Annotated in this window: 20 protein-coding genes; 18 read left to right on the top strand and 2 right to left on the bottom strand. The window is 52.8% G+C overall.

Going from position 1 to position 22,369, the window contains the following annotated elements:
* Positions 1 to 69 precede the first annotated feature (69 nt).
* The 18 genes from MK110_10065 to MK110_09980 all read left to right on the top strand — a co-directional run bounded on the left by MK110_10065 (position 70) and on the right by MK110_09980 (position 19,436).
* Positions 70 to 1,827 (top strand): ABC transporter ATP-binding protein/permease, encoded by a 1,758-nt coding sequence (locus MK110_10065; protein MCH2211638.1) that lies wholly within the window; start codon positions 70 to 72, stop codon positions 1,825 to 1,827.
* Positions 1,824 to 2,597, top strand: coding sequence for a glucose-1-phosphate cytidylyltransferase (gene rfbF / locus MK110_10060; GenBank protein ID MCH2211637.1), 774 nt, complete (start codon positions 1,824 to 1,826; stop codon positions 2,595 to 2,597). The genes MK110_10065 and rfbF overlap by 4 nt, the downstream gene beginning before the upstream one ends.
* Positions 2,588 to 3,670: a CDP-glucose 4,6-dehydratase gene (gene rfbG / locus MK110_10055; GenBank protein MCH2211636.1), complete on the top strand. Its 1,083-nt coding sequence runs from the start codon at positions 2,588 to 2,590 to the stop codon at positions 3,668 to 3,670. Before rfbF ends, rfbG begins: the two co-directional genes overlap by 10 nt.
* Positions 3,667 to 4,221, top strand: coding sequence for a dTDP-4-dehydrorhamnose 3,5-epimerase (gene rfbC, locus MK110_10050; GenBank protein MCH2211635.1), 555 nt, complete (start codon positions 3,667 to 3,669; stop codon positions 4,219 to 4,221). The genes rfbG and rfbC overlap by 4 nt, the downstream gene beginning before the upstream one ends.
* Positions 4,218 to 5,441, top strand: a complete 1,224-nt coding sequence (locus MK110_10045) for a class I SAM-dependent methyltransferase (GenBank protein ID MCH2211634.1) — start codon at positions 4,218 to 4,220, stop codon at positions 5,439 to 5,441. Before rfbC ends, MK110_10045 begins: the two co-directional genes overlap by 4 nt.
* Positions 5,438 to 6,571 carry a DegT/DnrJ/EryC1/StrS family aminotransferase gene (locus MK110_10040; GenBank protein ID MCH2211633.1) on the top strand — a complete coding sequence of 378 codons (1,134 nt, stop codon included), beginning with the start codon at positions 5,438 to 5,440 and terminating at the stop codon, positions 6,569 to 6,571. The genes MK110_10045 and MK110_10040 overlap by 4 nt, the downstream gene beginning before the upstream one ends.
* A gap of 17 nt (positions 6,572 to 6,588) precedes the next feature.
* Entirely contained in the window at positions 6,589 to 7,383 is a 795-nt protein-coding gene (locus MK110_10035) for a class I SAM-dependent methyltransferase (GenBank protein ID MCH2211632.1), read from the top strand.
* Between the two features lie 20 nt (positions 7,384 to 7,403).
* On the top strand, positions 7,404 to 8,123 hold the full coding sequence (locus MK110_10030) for a cephalosporin hydroxylase family protein (protein ID MCH2211631.1): 720 nt from the start codon (positions 7,404 to 7,406) through the stop codon (positions 8,121 to 8,123).
* 43 nt (positions 8,124 to 8,166) lie between these two features.
* Positions 8,167 to 9,402 carry a glycosyltransferase gene (locus tag MK110_10025; protein MCH2211630.1) on the top strand — a complete coding sequence of 412 codons (1,236 nt, stop codon included), beginning with the start codon at positions 8,167 to 8,169 and terminating at the stop codon, positions 9,400 to 9,402.
* Between the two features lie 253 nt (positions 9,403 to 9,655).
* Entirely contained in the window at positions 9,656 to 10,024 is a 369-nt protein-coding gene (locus MK110_10020; GenBank protein MCH2211629.1) for an acyltransferase, read from the top strand.
* Positions 10,024 to 10,908, top strand: coding sequence for a YdcF family protein (locus tag MK110_10015; GenBank protein ID MCH2211628.1), 885 nt, complete (start codon positions 10,024 to 10,026; stop codon positions 10,906 to 10,908). The genes MK110_10020 and MK110_10015 overlap by 1 nt, the downstream gene beginning before the upstream one ends.
* An 89-nt stretch (positions 10,909 to 10,997) precedes the next feature.
* Entirely contained in the window at positions 10,998 to 12,086 is a 1,089-nt protein-coding gene (locus MK110_10010) for a glycosyltransferase (GenBank protein MCH2211627.1), read from the top strand.
* Between the two features lies 1 nt (position 12,087).
* Positions 12,088 to 13,095 carry an NAD-dependent epimerase/dehydratase family protein gene (locus MK110_10005; protein MCH2211626.1) on the top strand — a complete coding sequence of 336 codons (1,008 nt, stop codon included), beginning with the start codon at positions 12,088 to 12,090 and terminating at the stop codon, positions 13,093 to 13,095.
* Positions 13,092 to 14,327 carry a glycosyltransferase gene (locus MK110_10000; protein MCH2211625.1) on the top strand — a complete coding sequence of 412 codons (1,236 nt, stop codon included), beginning with the start codon at positions 13,092 to 13,094 and terminating at the stop codon, positions 14,325 to 14,327. The genes MK110_10005 and MK110_10000 overlap by 4 nt, the downstream gene beginning before the upstream one ends.
* A gap of 109 nt (positions 14,328 to 14,436) precedes the next feature.
* Positions 14,437 to 16,182, top strand: a complete 1,746-nt coding sequence (locus MK110_09995) for a hypothetical protein (GenBank protein ID MCH2211624.1) — start codon at positions 14,437 to 14,439, stop codon at positions 16,180 to 16,182.
* Positions 16,182 to 16,946, top strand: coding sequence for a methyltransferase (locus MK110_09990; GenBank protein ID MCH2211623.1), 765 nt, complete (start codon positions 16,182 to 16,184; stop codon positions 16,944 to 16,946). Before MK110_09995 ends, MK110_09990 begins: the two co-directional genes overlap by 1 nt.
* Positions 16,940 to 17,815, top strand: a complete 876-nt coding sequence (locus MK110_09985) for a polysaccharide deacetylase family protein (GenBank protein MCH2211622.1) — start codon at positions 16,940 to 16,942, stop codon at positions 17,813 to 17,815. Before MK110_09990 ends, MK110_09985 begins: the two co-directional genes overlap by 7 nt.
* A gap of 703 nt (positions 17,816 to 18,518) precedes the next feature.
* The gene (locus MK110_09980) at positions 18,519 to 19,436 is read left to right on the top strand and encodes a glycosyltransferase (GenBank protein MCH2211621.1); all 918 of its coding nucleotides are present in this window, start codon (positions 18,519 to 18,521) and stop codon (positions 19,434 to 19,436) included.
* A gap of 244 nt (positions 19,437 to 19,680) precedes the next feature.
* Here MK110_09980 and MK110_09975 read toward each other — a convergent pair whose 3' ends face one another.
* Positions 19,681 to 19,956, bottom strand: a complete 276-nt coding sequence (locus tag MK110_09975) for a hypothetical protein (protein MCH2211620.1) — start codon at positions 19,954 to 19,956, stop codon at positions 19,681 to 19,683.
* A 732-nt stretch (positions 19,957 to 20,688) separates the two neighbouring features.
* Positions 20,689 to 21,672 carry a carbon-nitrogen hydrolase family protein gene (locus MK110_09970; GenBank protein MCH2211619.1) on the bottom strand — a complete coding sequence of 328 codons (984 nt, stop codon included), beginning with the start codon at positions 21,670 to 21,672 and terminating at the stop codon, positions 20,689 to 20,691.
* Between the last annotated feature and the right edge of the window lie 697 nt (positions 21,673 to 22,369).

The raw sequence follows: 22,369 nt of genomic DNA, 5'->3' as shown, positions 1-22,369 counted from the left end.
TCTACAACACGTATCCGGTCCGTCTTCCGAACGGCCCTGAATCCGAGGAAATACCGGCAAGCTAAGTACATGCGACCTGTTACGAACTCAGTCATTCAGGACGTCACTGCACTCATTTCGAGTGTTCGAAGCGTTCGCAGACTTCAACTGGTCGGGTTGATTGGATTAATGCTCACCAGTGCGCTGGCCGAAGTGCTCAGTCTGGGTGCGGTCATTCCGTTCCTTTCAATTTTGGCAACGCCGGACGATGCTGTGCAACAACCGGTGGTTGGCTGGGTTGTCGAATCCTTTGCGTTGGACGCCGGTGATCTGCGCTGGCAACTGACCGTTCTCTTCGGAGTCGCAGCCGTTCTTGCGGGAGTGGTTCGCTTCGCCACGATTTTTGCCACAGCCCGCGTAAATGCTGCGCTTGTCCATGAAATTGGGGCCGAAGTCTATCGCCGGTCGCTGCTTCAGGACTATCGCGTGCACGTCGGTCGTAACAGCAGTGAGATTGTTGGCGCGATGGGAAAGGTGGATGCGGTCGCCCATGTGCTGTCTTATTCACTCAATTCGGTGAGTGCCGGCCTCATGGCCGTCGCAATTGTGTCTGCGCTGATCTACATCGCCCCCACGGTGGCTCTGGTGACACTGTTCGGACTGGGCGCTGTCTACGGCTGTATTTCGGCACTCACCCGGCCACAACTCATTGGTAACAGCGCAGTCATGAATCGTTCTTACACCGAGAGAATTCAGGCCGTGCAGGAAGGCCTTGGTGCCATTCGAGACGTGCTCCTCGATCGTTCTCACGGAGTTTTCATTGATCGGTTTAACAAGACAGACCGCCGTATGCGAATTGCCGCCGCGAGCAACAACACCATCATGCCATCACCGCGTTTCGCCGTCGAAGCACTGGGTATGGTCCTGATAGGAACTGTCGCGTACCAAATCAGTCTGCGTCCCGGTGGTCTTTTGTCGGCAATTCCTGTAATCGGTGCAATCGTGATGGGGGCACAGCGTCTGATGCCGCTGGTTCAGCAAATGTATCGTGGACTGGCATACATTCATGGGCATCGTGAAGTGCTTCGAGACGTTGTGCAGTTCGTCATACAACCTGTGGCCGAACAGACAGACAGCGAAGCTACTCCAATTCGTTTCGAGTCCACCATTGAATTACGCGGGGTCTCATTCGCATACGGAGACTCTCAAGAGATATTGATCGACGTCGATCTCAGAGTTCTCAAAGGCCAGGTTGTCGGTTTTATGGGGGCGACCGGGAGCGGAAAGAGTACGCTGATCGACATCATTATGGGGTTGCTCGAGCCTTCTCAGGGAATTTTATCCATCGACGGAACTGAGATTGATGCTTCGAGCCGTGCTGCGTGGCGCCAAAACGTATCACACGTGGCTCAGGACATTTATCTGACAGATTCATCCTTTCGAGAGAATATTGCTTTTGGGGTGGCGGTCGCTGATGTGGACGAAGACCGCCTCAGAAAGTCCGCGAGCATGGCCTGTATCGCGGACTTTATTGAAACCATGGATGACAGTTACGCAACCCATGTCGGTGAACGTGGTGTCCGTCTGTCGGGGGGACAGCGACAGCGGATCGGAATTGCCCGGGCTCTCTACAAAGGAACCCATCTGTTGGTGCTAGACGAAGCCACAAGTGCACTCGACAGCAAGACCGAGCGGGCCGTGATTGCATCGGTGCTGACTTCACAGCCGGGAATGACGATCTTGATGATCGCTCACCGCACCAGCACCCTTCGGGAATGTGACGTGCTCTTTGAACTGTCGAACGGATGTCTTCGCGAAATCAAGCAGCCGATGGAGGCCACATTGTGAAAGCAGTCATCCTGGCGGGCGGGCTGGGCACGCGAATCTCTGAAGAAACGCAAATCAAGCCGAAGCCGATGGTCGAGATTGGCGGCAAGCCGATCCTCTGGCACATTATGAAGCATTACTCTGCATACGAGATCACAGAGTTCATCGTTTGTTGCGGTTACAAAGGCTATGTCCTCAAGGAGTACTTTGCGAATTATTTTTTGCACATGTCGGATGTCACGTTCGACATGCGATCCAATGAGATGCATGTCCACCAGCGCCACGCGGAGCCATGGAAAGTCACACTCGTCGACACTGGTGATGCGACACTGACGGGAGGACGGCTGAAACGAGTTCGGCAGTATATTCAGGATGACGCCGCGTTCTGTCTGACATATGGAGACGGTGTTTCAGACGTTGATCTTGGTGAACTGATTGCTTTTCACCAGCGGCACGGGAGGTTAGCGACGCTTACGGCCGTGCAGCCGCCGGGCCGCTACGGGGCGATCGAGTTCAGGGATGAGAAGGTCCTGCGATTTGCAGAGAAGCCTGAGGGGGAAGGTGGATGGATTAACGGCGGTTTCTTTGTGCTGTCACCGCATGTCATCGATTTGATCGATGGTGATCGTACAAGCTGGGAGTCCGCCAGTCTCGTTAAATTGGCAGAACAGGATCAGCTGAGAGCCCACTTTCATCCCGGGTTCTGGCAACCCATGGATACACTTCGTGAAAAGAACCTGCTGGAAGAGCTCTGGGATTCGGGTAATGCTCCCTGGAAGTCGTGGAAATAGTGTTTAACAACATCTATTCCGGAAAACGAGTACTGGTTACCGGCCACACGGGATTCAAAGGTAGCTGGCTGACCTGCTGGTTGCAGAGACTTGGCGCCCGTGTCTGTGGAATTGGTCTGTCTCCCGAGACAGATCCCAATCACTGGGACCTTCTCGATCTGGACTGTCCGGACATTCGGCAGGATATTAGAGATCCGGATCGTACACGTGCAGCGATTACGGAATCCTCTCCGGAGATCGTGTTCCATCTTGCGGCCCAGGCGCTCGTTCGCCGTTCCTATCGAAAACCAATTGACACGTGGTCTACCAACGTAGGTGGGCTGGTGAACGTTCTGGATGCCTGTCGACAAATCGGAAGCCTGCGCGCCATTGTCGTGGTCACGACCGACAAGGTTTATGAGAACCGAGAATGGGCCTGGGGGTACCGGGAGACGGATCGCCTGGGTGGTCACGATCCCTACAGTGCGTCGAAGGCGTGCAGTGAACTCGTTGCCGCCAGTTATCGCAGGTCGTTTTTTTCCGGGACACAGTATCCTCTCCTGGCGACGGCACGGGCCGGGAATGTCATCGGAGGCGGAGACTGGTCGGAAGATCGCCTGATTCCGGATCTCATCCGGGCAGCCGTACGGGGAGATGTTGTTGAAATCCGATCTCCCCATGCGACACGGCCGTGGCAACATGTTTTGGATTGTTTGAGTGGATATCTGATGGTTGGACAGCGGCTTCTGGAGCAGGATCGAGATTGTGCAACAGAGTGGAATTTTGGTCCGGAACGGTCCGGAAACAGGCAGGTGATTGACGTTCTCCATGCCGTCAAGTCGCGGTTGTCCGAGTGTGCCTGGAACGTTACTGACAGGCCGCAGCCGCACGAAGCCAGGCTGCTTTGTTTGGACACCGCGAAAGCAAAGGACCAGTTACAGTGGGAACCGATCTGGTCGCTCGACGAAGGGATCAACGCGACCGCGGACTGGTATCGCCGGTACCTTCGTGAATCCCGAGTCATCACTGAAGAACAAATCGTTCAGTACCAGAAGGCGGCAACAGAGCGAAAGACCGTTTGGGCTTCCGGATGAAAATTATCCCGACTCAACTGGATGGCGTCAGGATCGTCGAATCAGAATCATTGGGCGACCATCGTGGTGTGTTCACACGTTGGTTTTGTGAAGAGGAACTTTCGGAGATTCTTGGACACCGACGAATTATCCAAATCAACCGTTCACGGACAGAAACACAGGGCGCGGTTCGAGGTTTGCACTTTCAGCGTCCGCCTCACGCGGAAATGAAGTTAATTCGCTGCATCCGCGGATCTGTGTGGGACGTTGCTCTCGATCTTCGGACGGGGTCTCCGACGTTTCTCAAATGGCACTCCGAAACACTGACGGAATCCGACAACAAAATGGCGGTCATCCCAGAGGGATTCGCACACGGTTTTCAGGTTCTCGCTCCATCCAGCGAGCTGCTCTATCTGCACACGGCCGCGTATCAACCTGAGGCAGAAGGTGGAATTCGGTTCAATGATCCGCTGGTTGGAATCAACTGGCCAATGGAAGTGGGCGATCTTTCGGATCGAGATCAGTCCCATGCATTGATGGAAGACTCATCGTTTGACGGAGTTTCATTGTGAATTGCCGTCACTGCTCCGCTCCGCTTGAACACACATTTCTTGATCTGGGGTTTGCGCCGTTTTCAAATGCCTACCTGAAACCTGAGGAGCTCGGCCAGCCGGAGACATACTTCCCCCTGAAACTAAAAGTCTGTGCTGAATGCTGGCTGGTTCAGACAGAAGACTATGCTCGACCCGCTGAATTATTTCGTGATGACTATGCCTATTTCTCTTCAGTCTCAGTATCGTGGCTCGAACACGCAGCACGATATTCACGAATGGTGATCGAACGTTTCGAACTCAGTGCCGACAGTTTAGTGCTGGAGATCGCGTCAAATGACGGATACCTGTTGCGCAACTTTGTTGAGGCCGGCATCCCGTGTCTTGGAATTGAACCTACATCGGGCACTGCCGATGCCGCTGAGACGCTTGGAATTCACGTCCTGCGCGAGTTCTTCACGCAGGATCTTGCCGAAAAATTGACGAAGGGAGGGCAACAGGCGGACCTTATCATCGGCAACAACGTCTACGCTCATGTACCGGACATCAACGACTTTACGGCGGGAATGAAGTCGACTCTGAAACCTGGAGGAGTAATCACGCTGGAGTTCCCGCATTTGATGTGCCTGATTAAAGAAACTCAATTCGACACAGTTTATCACGAGCACTTCTCGTATCTGTCTCTGTCTACCGTCAGTAACCTCTTTGAACGGGCGGGGCTTCGGGTCTTTGATGTTGAGGAATTATCGACCCACGGAGGAAGCCTTCGCGTATTTGGCTGCCACGACGACGATCCCAGGCCGACTGGGAATTCTGTACCCGAAATGGTCACGACTGAAGAATTGCAAGGTCTTCGCTCGCTGACAACATATACGGCGTTCCAGCAACGTGCTGATCAGGTCAAGAACGATTTGCTGGACTTCCTCATCAGTCAGCGCCGTGAGGGGAAATCGGTGGCTGCCTATGGGGCCGCTGCCAAAGGAAACACCCTGCTGAACTATGCCGGAGTGAAACCGGATTTACTGGCATTCGTCGCGGACGCGGCCCCGTCGAAGCAGGGACGATTCCTGCCCGGCAGCCACATTCCGATCAGACATCCCGATGCGATCGAGCAGTTTCGTCCGGACTTCGTATTGATTCTCCCGTGGAATCTAAAAACAGAAATCTCCACGCAATTGACAAACATCCGAAACTGGTCGGGCCGATTCACTGTGGCAATTCCGGAGCTGACAGTGCTGTGAAGTCGAGGATTCACTACACCAAACCGTCCATCACCGAACTGGAGGTTCAATATGCAACTGACGCTGCAGCCACCGGGTGGGGAGAAAAGTGCTATGAATACATCGGACGGTTTGAGCAGCTTTTCCGAGAGCACCTGGGAGTGAAACATGCGGTCGCGACATCGAGTTGTACCGGCGCGCTTCATATGGGGCTTGCAGGCCTCGGGATCGGGCCCGGCGACGAAGTGATTCTGGCTGATATCAACTGGATCGCGACCGCCGCGCCCATCACATATCTCGGCGCCGAACCCGTTCTGGTGGACATTCAGCCGGATTCATGGTGCATCGATCCACTACGTGTCGAGCAGGCCATTACCGAAAAAACAAGGGCGATTATTGCGGTCCATCTGTATGGTAACCTATGCAACATGGACGCTCTGACGGCGATCGGGGAACGCCACAATATCCCGGTTGTCGAGGATGCTGCTGAAGCGATAGGTGCTGTGTACCATGGAAGACGCGCCGGTTCTCTGGGGCGATTTGGCGCCTTCTCCTTCCACGGGACCAAAACCATCACAACCGGCGAAGGAGGAATGTTCGTCACGAACGACGACCATCTCTACGAGCGGGTACTGACACTCAGTAATCACGGGCGCTCACGGGCACAGCCCAAACAATTCTTTCCGGACGTCATCGGATACAAATACAAATTGTCCAACGTTCAGGCGGCGATCGGTTGCGCTCAGATGGAACGCGTTCACGAACTGATTAAAACGAAACAACGTATTTTGTGCGAATACAAACGGGCCCTTTCAGAAATTCCGGGTATCGCAATGAACCCCGAGCCCGAAGGCGTTGAAATCGGTGCCTGGATGCCGACCGTGGTCTTCCCGGAAAGTCCAGGATTCCAGCGTGAGGTTCTGTTGAGCAGTCTCAGGAAACGTGGCATAGATGCTCGTGTCTTTTTCTATCCGCTCTCAAGCCTTAAAACATTCGATCACGTTGAAAATCCCGTTGCTTATTCGATAGCGCCTCGTGCAGTTAACCTGCCCAGTTATCACGATCTTTCACGTCAGGACATAGCATACGTAGCCGATGCGCTCATCGATGCGGCGGCCAACGTTGCGCTCACACGAACCCAGAACAGGTAAGGGAACAGAATAGCTCTATGAACTTCGAAGAAACCAAAGCATACTGGAACTCACGCGCCGACAGTAAAGGCACATCTGTGGAGGCGACTACCAACGATGTCTATCTCCGCGAGTTGGAGATTCGCACTCTGAAGAACTGGCTGGGCAAATTTCAGGACAGTATTCATACTGTCGTTGATGTGGGTTGTGGGAACGGGTATTCGACAATCGAACTCGCGAAGCAGTTCCCTTCTCTGCAGTTTGTCGGATTAGACTACGCAGCTGCAATGATCGACGCTGCGAGGAATCTGAATACGGAGGCGGGCGTTTCCAATACAAAGTTCGACGTGTGGGATCTGACTGCAGAAGAACTGCCGATCCGTCCGGATGTCGTCATAACAGATCGCGTTATTATCAACCTGCCCACATGGGACGCACAGAAACAGGCCATCGACCGCATCGGAGATTCTCTTGCGCCTGGCGGCCACTATCTAATGATCGAGAATTTCGAAGAGGGACAGAATGCATTTAATGAGGTGCGGCGGGCGTTTGAACTCGATGAGATCTCCGTCAGAAACCATAACCTGTTCCTCAGGAAGGAACGCCTTGCCGACCACCTTGATGGTATGTTTGATGTGAAGCACCGGGAAAACATCAGCAGTATGTATTACCTGGTAAGTCGAATACTGTATTCCCGATTATGCAGAGACAACGGCTCCACTCCGGACTACTACGATGAACATCATCGAATCGGCAGTCTGCTGCCGTCTGCCGGAGAATACGGACCAATTGAACTTTACGTACTGGAACGTCAGTCGAGTGCAAAGGCATAACTATGCCCGGCGAGAAAAATATGAACGAAACGAAACAGAGCGGTAACACTCTGGAACACCTCCGCGAATTGTCTGCGGACTTCATTACCACAAGTGCAGCAGAGCGCTATTCTTACAATTTCTCCTGGCTGGGTCGTCCTGTTATCCAGTACCCCCAGGACATTGTGGCAATGCAGGAGCTGATTTGGAGTGTACAGCCGGAGTTGATCATCGAGACAGGCATTGCGCATGGTGGTTCGCTGATTCTGTCGGCGTCGATGCTTGAACTGAATGCTGCGTGCGGGGGGCCTCAGGACTCGGAAGTGCTCGGAATAGACATTGATATACGTAAGCACAACCGACAGGCGATTGAAGCCCATCCTATGTACAAACGGATTCGTATGCTCGAGGGATCCAGCATTGCGCCTCAGATCATAGACGAAGTCCAGACGGCTGCTCATTCGAGGGAACGAATTCTTGTCCTGCTGGATTCCAATCATACTCACGAGCATGTACTCGCTGAACTCAATGCCTACGCCCCGCTCGTCAGTGTTGGGAGCTACTGTGTTGTATTTGATACGGTTATTGAGGATATGCCTGCAGATGCATTTCCGGATCGACCCTGGGGGGTGGGCAACAACCCCAAAACAGCCGTGCAGGAATTTGTCGAATTACACCCGCACTTTGAAATCGATCAGAACATGGAGGACAAACTGATGATTACTGTGGCGCCGAGCGGATACCTGCGAAGGGTCAGATGACCGGAATCCAATTCTCAGTTCACTAAAGCCTAAATCCGAACAGATGTTCAAGTCGCCACCGTTTGTCAGTATCGTGATTCCCACACGCAACCGCTGGGAACTCGCTGCAACATGCCTCCAGTCAGCTGTGGCCCAGACGAATCATGACTATGAAATAATCCTTTCAGATAATTCCACTGATTTGGACCACAGCGAAAGACTTGGTGAGCTGGTGCAGCAGGTCGCAAAGTATTGCGACGCTGAAGTGCGATATCTTCAGCCGCCGGAGCCGCTCAATATGGCCGACAATTGGGAATACGCGACACGGCACGCGACTGGACGGTACGTTGCTGTTTTGACAGACCGGCATGTGATTCGCCCCAGCTCAGTCGCGGTCTGGAAGAGGATTGTTGAAGAAACGAATCCGGACCTCCTCATCTGGAACGTTCGTTCCGGCTATTCGTCCGTGTCAGGCTTCGAACGTACTTCACCGTTTGACGGCCAGGTCACACAGCAAACGCCACTTCATGTGCTGGACCGTTTTCTTCAGTTTTCCGGATGGAAGGCTGAGTCCATGTTTTTTAATGAGTTACCACGAAGTCTGAATTGTCTGCACCGGCGCAAACTGGCCGACAAAATACGCGACCGCCACAAAACGCTCTATCGGCCGCTGTCACCCGACAACACGTCTGCATTTCTGTTTCTTGCCGCAGCCTCCGACGTCACCTATGTCAACTTGCCGTTTTATTGTTCATGGGGCAATCAGAGTAACGGAGAGGGCTCAGCGATTCACGGAACGGCAGGGTACGTGTCAACATATCCAGGAATGGATCAGTTTGCAGGATGTCCAACCCGAATCGACTCGGTGTTTAATACAATCGTAAGTGATTTTCTTGAAACGCAGCGTCTCGAACCGGCACTGCAGCAGCGAGATTACAGTCGGCCTGGGTACTACTTGTCACTTTATCGGGAGATCCAGATCAAGGAGCTGCGAGGATCCCCTCTGGATACCATCGGGATGCGGCAGGAGTGGGCCGCCGCAATTGCAGATCTTCCGCAGAGCGAAAGAGATGTTGTGGAAAGTGGAAGGCTGGAATTGGAAACGAGAGATGTACGTACCAGGAGGACAAGGCGTGTCCTGTATCGTACCGGACTGCTGTCCATGCTAAGGACCGGACTCGAGCATCTGCGGTGGGTTTCGGGGCGTGTGCGAGGTCGTCCGAGTTATGCAAATGTGCTTGAGGCTGTTGCGTCCACAGACCAGTATCTGTATTGCCAAACACCAGGTGCTTCGGCCTGAGTGAATCCGGGAGTCGTCGATCATTCACAGACTGTTTTCACGTTTTCTGAGAATGGGTGTCAGGATCCACCGGCGGGTATTGTCGCGTTTCATACGTTTCTGTGTCTGTGCGACTTACAGTGGTTGCAGAATTCACCGATCGGTTCTTATTCAGGGGGGGACCGAGATTCGAGCGACTGACGGAGGGAGTGTTCATATCGCCGCCGGTTGTACGATTAGCCGTGGATGCCGGATTATCGCGAAACACGGCATTGTGAAAATTCAGCATGATACGTTTATTGGTCATAATTGTGTTCTTGTTGCGAATGAGAGTATCGTGATCGGTCCCAACGGTCTTATTGCGGAACACGTGACGATTCGGGATCAGGACCACGGATTGCGTGTTGGAGCGACTCCATTCAGCAGGCAACAGCAGAAGGTCTCGGCAGTGACCGTCGGCAGTAACGTCTGGCTTGGAGCCAAATCGACCCTGCTCAGGGGAGTGACGATTGGTGACAACAGTGTGATTGCGGCGCATGCACTCGTTCGCGACGACGTGGGTGAAGGCACACTGGCTGCCGGCGTTCCGGCACGTGTGATTCGCTCTCTCGAACGTGAAGAGGATGGGAGTAGCGCCAGGTGATGCTGTTGAGTCGCGACGTGCAGAAAAAAAATGTCGGCGATCAGCATTTCCCTATTACGGGTACGTTCCTGCGGCTGCTGTTCACAATTGTGGCACTGTTTGTTTTGCTGTGGTGCTTTCTCGGACGTCGTGTTGTTGAAAAAATTCTTGTCGATCTGGTTTTACCTGTCGGACTGATCAGCTGTCTCCTGCTCTTGATTTCCGCCACCTTTCTTCGGATGCGGCGGTTTCGAGACAGTGGGCTTGTTGCGGTCGTCCTGCTGATCATCATTGTGTCAGGCAATCGGTATGTGGCGAATCATGTCATTGGATCACTCGAAGGACGTTACTCTTCGATTGATCCAATGCAAATGGAACGGCTGGACGTTCTTGTTTTGCTGGGTGGAGCGACGTGTGAGACTCCTTCCGGGGGATTCGAAGTCAACGACAACGGAGATCGGATTGTGACTGCCGCGCGGATGTTTCATCGCGGACTTGTGGAGTGCATATACTGTAGCGGCACAAGAACGGTCGAAGTCAGCAAGGCGGCAACAGATGAAGCCGAGCAGGCGCGAATCATTCTGATCGATCTGGGCGTTCCGGAGGAGGCTGTCGTGCGACTGCAGGGCCGCAATACATTTGAGGAAATGGAGTCCATCGCAGAAAGGTTTGGGGATCACCGCGTGGGAATTCTCACATCGGCCTGGCATCTGCCTCGGGCGATGCGTTTGGCCGAATCTGCCGGAGTTTCGGCCGTTCCGGTGCCAAGCAATTTCATCGGGCGCGGAGTCGTCAGAGACCTTCCCGCGGGAGCGGTCATCCGTGACTGCGTTCCCCGTCACGAAGCGCTCCTGATCAATGCTCGAGCGATGAAGGAATACCTGGCCTCGATTGTCAGGCGATAAAAAAAGTGATGGACTTCGGATCAATCAAACCTGATGGTGTGAAGGTGTTGGACAGGCCTGCGGAAGCAAATCCGAGCGGGAAGAACGACTTGAATTCGTCTTCGATTGATTTCGGCCGGACTGACAGGCCACGGCTGATTGTCTTCATGCCGGCACCGGCGAATACCACGCCGTCTCAGCGGTTTCGCTGGGAAATGTGGACGCCGCTGCTTCAGGAAGTCGTTGACGTTGAAACCGTGTTTATTCACTCGTCTGATGCAGGATCATTTTCTGGCACATTCGGGAAACGCCTGATGGATTATCGATCGGCAATCCGTTACATCCGGTCGGGCGTTTTGAGGGGTGCACATGTTGTGATTCAGCGCCGGCTGGGCCGGCTGGGCTGGCCGTTTCTTGAAAAAGCAGTACTCAATGCCGGCTGCAGGGCCGTTTACTTTGATCTTGATGATGCGGTATTCATCAGCGTGCTCGCGTCGCGAAGTCGGGTGAAGACCTTCGTGAAACGATGCCTCAATTACACCAAGTTCTTGATGCGGAATACGGATCTCAGTTTCTGTGGAAACGAATGGTTGGCCGACAATGTCAGAGCGGTAGGTCGACCAGCGATTGTCGCACCCACGACCGTAGAGCTGCAGGAATGCAAACAGCAGCGAGACAGTGGCCCTTTAGTGATCGGGTGGAGCGGCAGTAAAACAACTGTCCGGTATATTCAGGAGTTGCTGCCACAGCTCGAAAAACTACGGCACAATTTCGATTTCAAGCTGCTGGTGATTGGCGGCAGCGTTTCCAGTTCATCCATTGATGTTGAATGCCGTCCGTGGAGGGCTCAAACAGAGTACGACGACATTCGTTCGATTGATATCGGATTGATGCCATTGCCACATTTTGAATGGTCGAAAGGCAAATGTGCTCTGAAAGCGCTGCAGTATATGTCGCATGGAATCCCCACAGTGGCGTCGGATTTTGGGGCGAACCGTGATGTGATCACACCTGGGGAATCCGGCCTGCTTGCGAGCGAAACGGACTGGTGTGAGCAGTTGGCGTCGCTACTGCAGTCATCTGACCTCAGGCACAGGCTTGGCGGTGCCGGCCATGAGGTTGTCAGGGCGAGATACACGCCGGCCGCCGTCGTCCCGACGATTCTTGGTACGCTGAATGAATACGACAGAAAAGACTGATATGAATGATTCCGTTCTGGTAACAGGGGGAGCCGGGTTCATCGGATCGCACGTCGTGGATTCTCTGGTATCTCGCGAATTCGATGTTGTTGCTCTTGATGACCTGAGTGGCGGATACGCGGCGAACGTCAACTCACGTGCGACTTTTATCGAAGGTTCCATTCTCGATGTCGATTTGATCGATCAGTTGTTTTCCCGATACAGGTTTCGGCGTGTTTACCACCTGGCAGCCTACGCTGCGGAAGGATTGAGCCACTTTATTCGGCGTTTCAACTACACGAATAATGTGGTCGGCAGTATCAATCTCATCAATGCCAGCGTCAACTCCGACGTCGACTGTTTCGTGTTCACATCGTCAATCGCCGTCTACGGAGCCAATCAGGTTCCGATGTCCGAGGACCTCATGCCCAATCCGGAAGATCCGTACGGAATTGCAAAGCGGGCCGTGGAACTCGATCTCATGGCTGCAAAGGAAATGTTTGGGCTCGATTACGTCACATTTCGGCCCCATAACGTTTACGGCGAACGCCAGAATATTGGAGACCGCTATCGCAACGTTGTGGGCATCTTCATGCGTCAGGCAATGATGAACGAGCCGTTCACGATCTTTGGCGACGGAAACCAGACTCGGGCGTTCACTCATGTGGCCGACATCGCTGACATCATTGCGCGATCTCCCGATGTTGACGGAGCACGCAACCAGGTTTTCAATGTCGGGGCCGACGAGATTCTTACCGTCAATGAACTGGGCCGTACCGTAAGTAGCGCAATGGGTGTCGAATTCCAACCGGAGTATCTGGCCGCACGTAAGGAAGTCGTCCACGCCTACGCGGATCATTCCAAGTCTGATCGTGTTTTCGATTGCCGGACGAAGATCTCGATTCAGGAAGGGATTCCACGAATGGCTGACTGGGCCAAGGAAATCGGGCCGAGACGATCTCCGTTGTTTTCAGGGATCGAGATTCTTCAGAACCTTCCTCCATCGTGGAGTGACGAACTGCAGTTGTGAAGAATAATGGTGGTGACGTAATACATATGATGGTGTCTTCAGGCGGAACTCAACAGGAAGCGCGCGTGCTGTATATCGCGTCGTCGAGCATTTGTGACCCGTTGATTGTCTCACAGGTTGTGCGATACCTCCGGGTACTGGCGCGTGATCTGCCGTGTTGTCATCTGTTGACGTTTGAACGTGTCCCCTTAACTCCTGTGCAGTCTGCCGAGATCGAGAGTAATCTTCGTACCGACGGGATCACGTGGACCCCGTTAGTTGCCCGAAGCAGGAGCCGTGTTCTGAATGGATGGCGCGAAATTAACAATGGCTGTAAAACAGCGCTACGGCTCATCAGGACACACGGACTGAATATCGTTCACGGTCGGAGCTTTGTTCCCGGCAACATCAGTCTTAGAGCTTGCCGCAAAACGAATGCCAGGTTTTTGTACGATATGCGAGGATTCTGGGCGGAGGAGAAATGGGCGAAGGGAACCATTCGGCAGCAGATGCTGAAGAAGCTGGTTCAGCGGGCGGAAGATCGACTGTTTCATAAAGCCGACCGGCTGGTTTCACTGACAGACAGTGGAAAGCGGCAGCTTCAGGACCGAGATATCTCAACTCCGATCGATGTGATCCCCTGCTGTGTCGACACAGATCTCTTTCAATGGAACGGTCAGCGCCGTCAAAACGTGCGCCGGATCATTTCCGTTGGATCTCTGGGACCGGGTTATCAGGCCAGCGCCGTCTTCGGGGTCTTTGCTGCAGCACAACACAAGTGGCCGAACGCCCGACTACAGCTTCTGACACGGACGAAACAGGAAGTGATTGATCAGGTCGCGCAAGCCGCGGGTTGCGACCTGTCGAGGATCGATGTTGCGGCGGTGGAACCTTCGGAAGTTCCTCGGTATTTGAGTACTGCAGACCTTGGGCTGTGCATGATTCAGCCGAGCGTTGCCAAAGTGGCGTCGAGTCCCACTCGGCTTGCGGAGTACCTCGCGTCGGGAGTTCCGGTGATTGCGAATTGCGACGGGATTGGCGACTTGCTTGAAATCGTTCCGGAAAACCGCGTTGGTGTGAACCTCAGATCGTTCGATTCAGCGGGCTATCAGCAGTGTATTAACGAAGTTGACGAACTTCTTGAGGACCCGAATGTCTCGGCACGTTGCCGTCGGCTGTGCGAGGAGAGATTTTCTCTGGAAGTAGGTGTGCGGGCATATCAATCCATCTATCAGCGTTTGATCACGGTGTGAGCGAAAAGTTGGCAAGGGATTCTTTAATTACGTCGGACGAGTGTGTTCGGCCGAAATTTCATTAACCGGGGGCATTAATTAAGCAATGGATATCCTTGGTCTGACAACCATGACGGAATCCTCGGCCGTGTTGCTGCGCGACGGTCAGGTCGTTGCCGCCGTTGAACAGGAACGTTTCACAAGGCGGAAACACGACGGCGGGATTCCCTATGAGTCGATTCAGTTCGTTCTGGATGCCGGAAACACGTCGCTCGCTGACATCGATGCTGTGTCCGTCTACTGGGATCCGTACAAACTTAGGCATCGATTTCAGTATCTGCTGAAGCTGATGGTCAGTCACCCGTCTGATTTTCTGCGCAAAATGAACCGGGCGACGACTGTGTGGCGTGGTGGCCACAGTGAAGGTCAGGACGCAGGCTGGACGGGAATGTTCGGAATCGGCTCCAAGCTTGCAAAACACTTTGGTGTGAAGCCACAGCGAGTGGAATACGTCGACCATCATCTCGCACACATGGCGTCATGCTACTTTGCGTCACCATTTGACGAAGCGGCGATTCTGATTATGGATGGTGCGGGTGAAGCGGCCTGCACAACAACCGGTGTTGGCCGGGGAGATACGATTAAGGTTCTGCACGAACATCTTCTCCCTCATTCCCTCGGACATTTCTATTCATCGATTACGGGATTCCTCGGTTTCCGGATGCTCGACGGGGAATACAAACTGATGGGACTCAGCCCGTACGGCGATCCCTCCGGTGCGAACTGGATTCGACAGAATTATCTGGTAACCCCGCATCCCGGTACTTATCGGGTACGTACGGAAGCACTGGATTACCATCGTGCTCTCGCGGGAGATTTCAGCGGGACGTTTCAGCATCACTTCGGTGATCCCCGTCCGCAAAGTGACACCGCGGAATTCAACGATCGTCATCGTCACATTGCCGCATCGGCACAAAGTGCGTTCGAAGACGTTGTACTGGACCTTGCGATCGATCTTCGCAAAAAGACCGGGATGAGGAATCTTACAATTGCCGGGGGGTGCGGGTTGAACTGTGTGGCCAACGGCCGCATTCTCAGGGAAGGGGTGTTCGAGCAGATCTATGTCCCACCGGTGCCCCATGACGCCGGTGGGTCGCTTGGGGCCGCCATGTCTCTGTACCACACGCTCACGGGGCGGCGTCCCGATCCGGTCAGCCACGCACAGTTTGGTCCGGAGTTTGATACGGGGCAGATCGAATCCGCAGTCGCGTCGCAGGCGGAGATTTGCTGCGAACAACTCTCCGAAGAGGCACTCATCGCCCGCGCCGCAGATGCACTTCAACGGGGTGAAGTTATTGCGTGGATGCAGGGTCCTATGGAATTTGGACCGCGTGCTCTCGGTAATCGTTCCTTTCTTGCGGATCCTCGTTCCGATTCCATTCGTGATGCAATCAACGCGAAGATCAAGAAGCGTGAGCTGTTCCGACCGTTTGCGCCAAGTGTGAAGGCGGAAAAGGCGTCGGAGTACTTTGAAATCGATCAACCATCGCCGTTCATGACAATTATCGTTCCCGTGCGGGAGGGGGCACGAGATCGAATCCCTGCGGTGACTCATGTGGACGGAACGGCGCGTCCGCAGACAGTCGACAGGGATGTGAACCCGCGGTACTGGAAATTACTCGACGCTTTCGAAGAACGGACCGGTGTTGCCGTGCTTCTTAACACTTCATTTAACATTCAGGAACCAATCGTGTGCAGTCCACAGGAGGCGCTGGCAACGTTTGCCGATTCCACCACGGATGCGCTGGTGATGGGGGACAGCTGGATCACGCACCGGAGACCGAAAACGGATCCCGGCACCGGGAGTCACAGCTGATGAATGTGAGGCGGTGGTATGCCGCTCCACTGATGCGAGTGAATAAAATGCTTGCCCCCCGCATCAGAAACTCGCGATTGATAACCCGGTGGTTCTTCGGTGTAGACGTGCAGAAAGGCCGACGAGTCCAGTATTGGGATTATACGACACTGGTTTTTCGACAAGCGCTATTGAAACACGTCCAGCCACGAAGTCGGACGCTGGAAATCGGCGTCGGCGAACACGCGATTCTCAGCATCTTTCTCTGCAAACACGTTGAGGTCACGGCATTCGGTGTTGACCTTGAACCGTCCGCTGTCGAACACGCCTGTCGGACGGTCAAAAAGAATGCTGTCAATGTCGACTTGCGCCAAAGTGACATGTTCGAGGCGTGCAGCGGTGCCTTTGATGTGGTGTTCTGGAATCCGCCCTACGTGCCTCGCGATGCTCCGGCAAAGGGGGTGATCGGAGGGTTGTCGGAGGTGGCCACGGATGGGGGATCCGACGGGATGGAACTTATTCGACGTTTCGTTAAGTGTGTGCCGGATTACCTGGACGAGAACGGCCGGGTCCTGCTGGGGTTTAGTTCGTTCTACGTGGAGACGGAACGGATCCTTGAGTTGGTTGCTCAAAGCTCGCTGGAAATTGAGGAATTCATTGCAGCTTTCCCGAATCCAAGCCAAGTGTGTGTTCTGCGTCGCAGGAGAAATGTCAATCCGAAGGACGGTCGTCCGGCAATGACGCCTTGTTCGGCTCCTGCAGAAAATAGTCCCGGACAATGCTGAACGCGTTTTGTGTCGATACTGAAGAGTGGTTTCATGTTTGCGGAGTGAAGACCCCTTATTCCGATCCGGCCACCTGGCAGGACGCACCATCACATGTCGTCCGGAACACAGATGTCCTGCTGAAATTCCTTGATGATGCCGGTGTTCGCGGAACGTTTCTTTGTCTGGGCTGGGTCGCCGAACAACATCCGTCTCTGATCCGGAGACTCGCCGGTGCCGGGCATGAAATCGGATGCCACGGCTACCTTCATCAACTTGTTTACACGATGACTCCAGATGAATTCGAGACAGATCTTCAGAGAAGTCTGGCGATTCTGCGCGATCTGTCAGGACAGCCGGTTTCCGTGTATCGGGCACCGAGTTTTTCAATCACAAATGAATGTTTCTGGGCCTATCCTATTCTCAGTCGAAACGGAGTTGAGGTTGACGTGTCCCTGGTCCCTGCCCGACGAGACAATGGCGGCGTTGATGGGCTTCACCGCGATCCGTTTCTACTGAAAACATCCGACGGACAGGTCAAGTGTTTTCCGGTTTCCGTAATGACACTTTTGGGACGGGCGATTCCATTTTCCGGCGGGGGCTATCTTCGATTACTGCCGCAATCGGTAATCAACGCCGGCTTTCGCCAGAATCATCGCCAGAAACGTGTGGGCATGTGCTATATCCATCCCCGCGAAATCGACCCGGATCAGCCACGACTGCCACTGCCACGCATTAAGTCCTTCAAATATTACGTTAACCTGCGTACGACGCAGCGAAAGCTCCGTCATTTGCTGCAGCGTTTTCGCTTTTCGACCGTTGCGGACGTGGTTGCTACGGTTGAGCAATGGCCGGAATACACACTTTCCAGCGCAAAAATTGATAACTGACAGGAATTTTGAGTTCCGCCTGTCTACCAGTAAACGTGGCTCATTCAGCTTTTGACGTTTCCGGCGATGGTGAGAAAACCGGGGCGTGGCGTGGAACAAAATACTGGCCGATCGACTGAGCAGGGTGGTCAGGTCGGGCGTTCGTTGTATTTCAGTCACGCACAGCAGCTGGCCAATTCCACATAACAGGTCTACATGCTGTAAAAGGTGCATCTGGTTTTCACCGGACGACTGTACCTGTGCACGACCAGTTCTGCGTCCATCTTGCCCCGTGGGATGAATGCGATCAACACCGCAAAAACCTTTCTGCTGCTGCTCAGCCTGGGCCTGACCGTCCGTCCGTTTGCGATGTTTCATTCCAGAAAAATTTTGACTTTGAACGGGCACCGATTAACTTTGAAACCTTGGCTGCTGACAACGTAGTGACCAGACTTTAGTCAGAAATTGATCCAGGCAGGGTGGAACTTGTCTTTGAAAAACCGAGGGGTTTCTGGACTCGATGTCTTCGACATTTGAAGATCTCCAAATCAACTCAGTCTCTCGTTTACTGAAAATCCAGCGCGCAGTTACAGAAGATTTCCCCGGCTCGTCCACGGGCTCTTTATTTCAATGAACAGGCTTGTGTCGGCTGGGTTCAGTTTTGGGGAGCGTAATAAGCAGGATGGCACATCGGGTATAGTACGTTTAAATGTGATCTCTATTTATGATCGTTTCCGTCACTGTTATATCTTATAATTCTAGTGCTACGATTATCGATACTTTAGAAAGTATCGTGTCGCAATCTGTAGGCGCTAATAATATAGAGCTCATCGTTAGTGATGATTGTTCAAGTGATGATACGTTAAAAAAAATAGAGAAATGGATCTCTGAATTTGGCGGGATGTTTTATTCCACCAGGGTTATATCAAGCGATCGCAACACTGGTGTTTCTAGCAATATTAATAGAGCCTGGAAAGCAGCCACAAGTGAGTGGATTAAATCTATCGCAGCTGATGACGTGTTAATGCCGGATTGTGTTAAAGATAATCTGGTTGCAGTTAATAATGATCAGGATATTGTTTGTTTGTTTTCAAGGATGGAGGAGTTTTCATGTGTGAATAATAAAAAGATACGATTGTTGCCAAGTAGATTGAATATGTCCCTGTTTAATCTGGAGGCCAGGGATCAGTTTGAGTTTTTACTGAAAAAGAGTTTTAATATTGCACCCACCGCCTTTTTGAAGAGAGATCTATTAGCTGAGGTTGATTGGGCTGATGAGCGCTTCGAAATGATTGAAGATTTACCTCTATGGTTAAAGATAACAGGAAGTGAGCATCGTCTGAGATTTCTGGATAAGGTGACTGTGCGTTATAGGATTGGGGATTCGATTACAACTCCGGCTGACGTCTTTGTAAATGAGTTGTTTTTACTGCAAAAGATAAGAATATTTAGGGTGTTGATTTGTCCGAACTTAGGGGTGAAAGATCTGCTATTTATTGTTGATAGATATGTTGATCTTTATTCTCAGTTGGTTATTAAAGCGTTGACAAGTAACAGAAAGGGAGTGCTGTCTGTTATGCTTGTTAAGTTGGTCAGATTTTTTAGGCCATATTGGTATTTAAGTAAATTTATGAATGTATAGTAAATTGTTTTGTGCTGGCCTGTGTTCATCCCTCCCCGTGTTGGCCTCGATGTTTCTTTTGGGGCTACGTGAAAATTTGCGTGGGGTACTTGTTTATCTTAAGAGCCGTTGTTTGTGGCCTGGTGATTGGCGTTCGTTTTGAGGGCGGCTGTGATTGAGAGTTATATCTAGATGACCTCTTTCAGTCGGTAAACTGGCGAGATTCAGATGAGCTTTGATCTCGGACTCATGACCTTGGGTAGGCTCATCCAGACGGCAATGACCAGGAGTACAGGTCGCCCAACGGTGCCTCAAATGACTCCATCGGAATGTTTCGCGTTTGCTGCAGCACGCGATACAAATCGGCGGGGTGTTTGCGGTGATGCTCCAGCATGAATTCGGTGACGACCATGGTCGGTGGATTGCTGGTCCGGGCATCGTTCTTGTGCGACATCAGCCGCGGGGCCCATGTCTCTGACCTGTCGGATTGCTGCGATACGAGTCCCAACCGCTCTGCACACAGCGATATCGTGGCGCTCATGGTACTTGAGCACCAGAGTCAGATGTAAAACCTGATCGCCCGGGCCGGTTACGAGGAAGTCCGGGGCAGAGATTACGATCAGGCTCTTGAACCGACCCGGGATGTTCGCAGCGACCTCTCTAAGAGGCCGTTCGGCCCGGGACGACCTGCTGATCTATATGCTGTTTACAGAAGAATCGCAGACTGCAACGCCCCGCCAAAGGGACCTCCGTCTTTGCCAGGGAGTTTTCGGCCAAGGGGCCTCGTGACCGGAAGGGACGCAGCCTGAACCAGCTGGATCTCGTTACCCGGCTGTTTAAAGATCCCATGAGTTACAGGGTGTACACGGAGTCGTTCAGGAGACTTCCTTCCCGGATCCCGGTTCACATCCGACGGGAGTTGCACAAGGTACTGACAGCCGCTTCGATCGCGGATGATTGCGCTCATCTCGAGTTAAATGACCACCGGGCGATCTTGGAAATACTGAAAGATACCTGTCCCGAACTGACCGAAGGCTGGTGAGATGAGTGGCATGATTAGGCCGATTGTCTGCTTGGTGACCGAGACGTGGCATCGTTGGGCCGACAGACTGTGGATTGACTGCACCCGGCATTTGAGTTGATTCGCCGAAAAGCAGCTGAAGATTCATCGTGTGTGGTGGAACCCCGGGGACAAACCCGGTTTCCGCTGTGCTCATTGGAGCTGAGTTTCATCGGTCAGGACAACAGCTAATGGCCGTTCGCGACAATGGCTTCATCTGGAAATTATGCGTACACCGACGTTTTTTCCGGAAGAGTTAAGACATTGTTTTGCGGTAACCGCAGCCCGTTTGTTTGACCGGGACGTAATAGAAGTTTTTGATATTTCAGTCACGGTCATGCCTTCGGTCGGCAGGTGTTGATCAATCAGCCGACCTTCGGGGTCAACAACCAGTGACAGTCCTGGGAACCAGTCATTGCCACTGTGACCTGCCTGGTTTGCATAAAACACATACATGCCGGTGTCGATGGCGTGCTGACGCATCAGGTTTTCGTGGAGCGACTTGTGGTAGAGGGCCTGTTTTGTCTGGTCGCCGTTGTCAGTGACAAGTTTTGCCGCTCCACTACCACCCACCGGCAGCAGGAAAATCTCAGCGCCGTGCGCGGCGGCGGTATGGAAATAGTCTGCGTGGTTCAGGTCAGCGCAGATACCGACACTCAGCGTCCATCCCTGTGACTGGACAACGGGCAATGTGGTGCCGGCGATGAAGTACTTTTCTTCAGTTTTATTCGGCAGCCACAATTTGTGAAACGTGGTTAAGTGTCCGCGCGGTCCCACGATGAGAGCGCAGTTGCGAAATTTTTCGCCTTCCCGTTCAATGGTTCCCACGACCAGTGTCATTCGGAAACGGCGTGCCATCGCTTCCAGACGCGGGACAGCTAACAAAGTTGCTTCATCGACAATACGCCGAATTTCATCAGGTGGTCTTGGTGATTTGTTCAGCGATCCGGTAATACACTCTTCCGGAAACACGGCGAATCGAGCACCGGCCTCGTGAGCTTTGAGGCACCATTGTTCAACGCGATCCAGGTTGGCCGCCGGTTTTCCCATGCTGCTGTGCATCGCCACTGCGGCAACACAGGCAGTCAATTCGGCTGTGGGCTGCTCAGCATGAAGTTCCCGCGCAGCCAGCAGACAGACCGTGTAACAGACGACTGTCTTCATCTTGTCAAAAGTTGCGTGGAGCATTACTGACATGTCTTTGAACGTGCCTGTTGGTGAACGGCAATTCCCGTGTTTACGGGGTTTGTCTTCCGACAAACTGCAGCACCGACGTTGCCGCAAGTTTTACAGGAATTACGCGAGTTCTCTTTGAGGATTGGATGGAAGAGTCAGATCTGCCGCGAAACCGGTTGTTGACGATCCGTCTTCCGCCGAGTGTTTTTGAACAGTCACGCGACAGAACATCACTCCAGAAGAAATAAACAGACCTGACGGATGCTGATCTGAGTGCAATTACCGAATTTTAGCAGCCTGGAGCGAATCTTACCTGTGTGAGGGTCACAAATTGAATCCGTATCGTGAGGTCGACCGGTCGGTATATGACATCCGATCAGTATGCCTTTCACTCACAACATACAGACTGAATCACACCTGGCAGCACTCCGGATCACTTGACTGATTCAGACGTAGCAGTTGATTCAGTCGTATCACGTACGAAAGTCTGTGAACTGGTGCCGGTTGAAGAATTCGCCACCGTATCAGCAGACTCACAACCACGTTTTTCGACTTGGTTCCGTGAAACAGCGAACCGGGTTTGATCTAACAGGGACAGCGTAGACAACCTGCAAGATGCCTTACTATCAGATCTCGAACAACAGAAAGATCCCGAACAACAGAAAGGTCAAACTGCGGCAAAACATGAGGAAAATCTGTTTTTAAACAGGTGAGGAGT

It is taken from the genome of Fuerstiella sp. (assembly GCA_022447225.1).
Taxonomy (GTDB): domain Bacteria; phylum Planctomycetota; class Planctomycetia; order Planctomycetales; family Planctomycetaceae; genus S139-18.
The sequence above is the reverse complement of the archived record's forward strand: the minus strand, read 5'-3'. Positions and strand labels throughout refer to the sequence as shown.